Here is a 3277-nt window from a genome sequence, read left to right as displayed (position 1 = left end):
GCTTTGTTGCAGTAATAATATTGCGACAGTTTTCCGTTCCAGTCCAAATTAAAGGGCGGATTGCCGATAATCACATCGAAACGTTGCTCCGGTGCATAACGGCGGATGTCTATACATTCGATATTGGCATCGGGATATAGGTGTTTGGCTACTTTGACGGAATTGGGTTCGATATCGAAACCGCAGGTGTTGAACAGGTTTGGCAAGTGATTGAAGAAATTTCCCATTCCACAGCACATATCCAAAATCATATCGGTCGGTTCAGGCGAAACGAGTTCCACCATCTGCCTGCAAATGGAGTGAGGGGTAAAAAACTGTCCCATTTCGATTTTTTTCTTGGCGACAGTATATTCGTGGAAATTGGGAAAATCTTCCTGTTTCAGGCTGTGCAAGCCTCCGATGCCGGTATAACAGTTGTAAATTGTTTCGGCAGGCACTTGATTGTTTCCGGTGTCAATGCAGAAAATGATTTTCTCGTTGATTTCCGACCGTTGCTCTTGCGGTATTTGCTGTGGAATAATAGAATAACTCATGGTAAATAACAGTAATTTAGAGTTCGTGTAGTTTTAACTTCTTGAAACATTCTTCGGCTGAGGCTGCATCCTTGAATCTGACATCCACCCGTCCGTTTTTGTAGAATTTCAATTGTTCGGCAGGAGAGGTGGAAAGATTGTACCGGTCGGTAATGTTCACATTATTTCTGTCATAACCGCAGATAATGCCGGAATCACCGTTGAGCCGCTTGTGAGCATAAAATACAAGACCGGAGCATAAACGGGAAATATGTGCTTCCTGCTCCCATCCAATCTTGTATTGGTTGTATTGAAGATAGAAATTATCAAAACGGAGTAAATCCTTAAAGATGATGCTCCCGGCTTTTAATTCGGGCAAATCATGCCGTTCGTAGCGATGAACGGTTTGATGAAACATGTTTATCAGTTCTTCTTCGGCTGTTTCACGGAAACCGCGACCGCCCAGGTGAGCGATGACCATATCCACATAAGTCATGTATTCCGGCTGAAAGGATATTGATAAATTTTCTTTATCCATTTCGGGCACAGGGACAGACACATTATAGGTTTCATTGAAATAGTGGATGATATTGTTGGAAAATTTGTCAATCGTCTGCCATCGGTTTTTTACAATTTCGTTGATGGATTCAAATGGAGTAAACGCATACTGATGATAGCTTCGAGCTTCTACAGCCAAGCCGGTATATATTGTAGTCCATCTAACTGTACCATTGGGTTGAAAATCGAATTTCCATGTATTGGCATATTCAGGTAGTCTTTCCTGAAAGAAAGCGTACCAACTGTCAAGCTGTAAAAGCGCTTGATTGACTGCTTCTTGCTGTGTTTTGCAAAACAGTCTATCCTGTTGGGATATTTTTTCTTCGTTCCGGACTTGAATTGTGTCAAAAACACCAAGTAAATTTTCTGTGTTTTCTGTTGTTTTCATAAATTAACTTCTATTTGCTGATTGTTATTTTCTATCTGTATTTCACGCTGCCAGACCCAATTGTTCGGCTATTTCCTGCATTTCGGCGTATGCAATGCTGTGGCAGCCTGCGGTAAGAATATCGTTGCGGTAAGAGCTGATAGCCCATTTGTTATGGTTGCTGTCGTGTACCACATCCTTGTGAAATTCGGTTTCATTTTCGTGGAAACGGTGTACCAGGGACCAAAGGCGCACCGCTTCAGCCGGGGCAATGGTTATGCCTTTGGAAGTTTCGACATTGCCCTTGCGGACGCGGAGGATAGTATTGAAGCCGTAACTTGACGGTACATCTATCCACCTGATAGCAGTATTGCCCTGCTTCCATGAAACCCGTCGCTGTTCAAACGTCATGCGGCAGACACGTTCTTCTTCTTCCCGCTGCTTTTGCAGGGCGTCGAATTGCCGTTGCCGCCTTGCATTGAATTTAAGCCATATTTCCTTATTGCCCGACCACTCGTTGAATAATTGCAGGACTCCGGCATCGAAATCATTGTTTGCGGAAGATTGGAGCAAGCCTGCATCTGCAATTAGCTTCAATAATCCCTGTAAACGCGATTCATCGGAAACAGGCGTATAATATGAATAGTATGACCTTTCGCCCGTCAGCATCCAGTATGCGTCAATGTCGCTTTTCTTCTCGCTCAGCAAAGCATTTATTACAGGAGGCAGGAATTTTCCGTCCGCTGATTTTTGACGTTTGTCCAAGCCCCAGAAGTTTATCCACCGGCTTATGTTTATCAGGCTTTCCCTTACATCCCCCGAATAGTCCTGAAGTCTTGCTTTGGTCTGTTTGGCAATGCAGGTATCTATACTCTTGAGTTGGTCGATAATGTAAAACAGGGCATGGCGGTAATTCTGTTTGTCAAGTTTTCCCTGCTTTGTCGTTACCTTCCGCGCGGTATGGAATATCCGGCTGTTATGCGGGATAGCCGACCGGACATACTGTATATGCCGGCGCGTGGAAGAAGAATAGGTTCTTGTTGTTATAAGGTAGGCACTTTCCCCTTTTTGGTTTTCCACAACAGAGGCGCAGCGGAAATGGGAGCCGTAGGAATAAATGTCCTTTTCTTCAAAGTAAAACCGTCTGTCGCCGGTTCTTGCATTGTCCTGACTCTGGTGCGACCATAAATGGGCGACCATGGCGTTGCTTACTACATGTTTCATCTTTCTTTGAAATTTAGTTTGTATGTGAATTTATCTTTACCGGTTATCTTCCAAATATTCACAATATGGAATACCTTTGCCGGTAATGGCGGATTCCAATGTTTCCCACCATGCTCTGTAAATCTTCCTACGGAGAGGTTTACAGGGGCATCTAAAATTTTATGGAATTGAAAACCTGATTTATTTCATCCTGCCGGATGCCGATATAGCGTTTGGTTACTTCTATGTTTGAATGGCGGAAAATGGTGTTGAGCAGGATAAGGGATTCCGCCGAGCGTCCGTTAGATTCATAAACGAAACGTCCGAAAGTTTTGCGGAATGTGTGGGTAGAAAATGCCTTGGCAGGCAGGCGGTAGCGGACGCGGAAAACTTTCAGTTGCCGGTTAATATATTCCAGCGAATACGGCGCTTTCGTCTTGGGATTGCAGACTGCCGGAAGTTCCCTGCCGGGGCTTCCCAGCAGCTTGTAGAGTTCCAAAATTTTCTCCCTCACGCTTTCGTTCAATATGATTTGCCTGCCTTTCTGCGTTTTTTGTTCAAGTTTGCCAAGCGTGTCCGTGTTCAGTATGTCTTTCCATTTCAGGGAAAGCACGTCCGAAGCCCTCAGTCCCGCGCA

Annotated in this window: 4 protein-coding genes; all 4 read right to left on the bottom strand. The window is 44.4% G+C overall.

From position 1 onward, the window contains the following. On the bottom strand, window positions 1–533 hold a 533-nt coding region (locus ACYPWY_RS15780), incomplete at its 3' end, for an HsdM family class I SAM-dependent methyltransferase (protein WP_459686504.1). Between the two features lie 16 nt (window positions 534–549). Further along, the gene (locus tag ACYPWY_RS15775; RefSeq protein WP_459686503.1) at window positions 550–1458 is read right to left on the bottom strand and encodes a hypothetical protein; all 909 of its coding nucleotides are present in this window, start codon (window positions 1456–1458) and stop codon (window positions 550–552) included. A 42-nt stretch (window positions 1459–1500) separates the two neighbouring features. Then, window positions 1501–2661, bottom strand: a complete 1161-nt coding sequence (locus tag ACYPWY_RS15770; protein ID WP_459686502.1) for a hypothetical protein — start codon at window positions 2659–2661, stop codon at window positions 1501–1503. Between the two features lie 151 nt (window positions 2662–2812). After that, the coding region (locus ACYPWY_RS15765; protein ID WP_459686501.1) for a tyrosine-type recombinase/integrase at window positions 2813–3277 on the bottom strand (465 nt) is incomplete at its 5' end.

The organism is Viscerimonas tarda (assembly GCF_054601255.1).
Note: the sequence above shows the minus strand (reverse complement) of the source record. Positions and strands in the feature narration are given on the sequence as shown.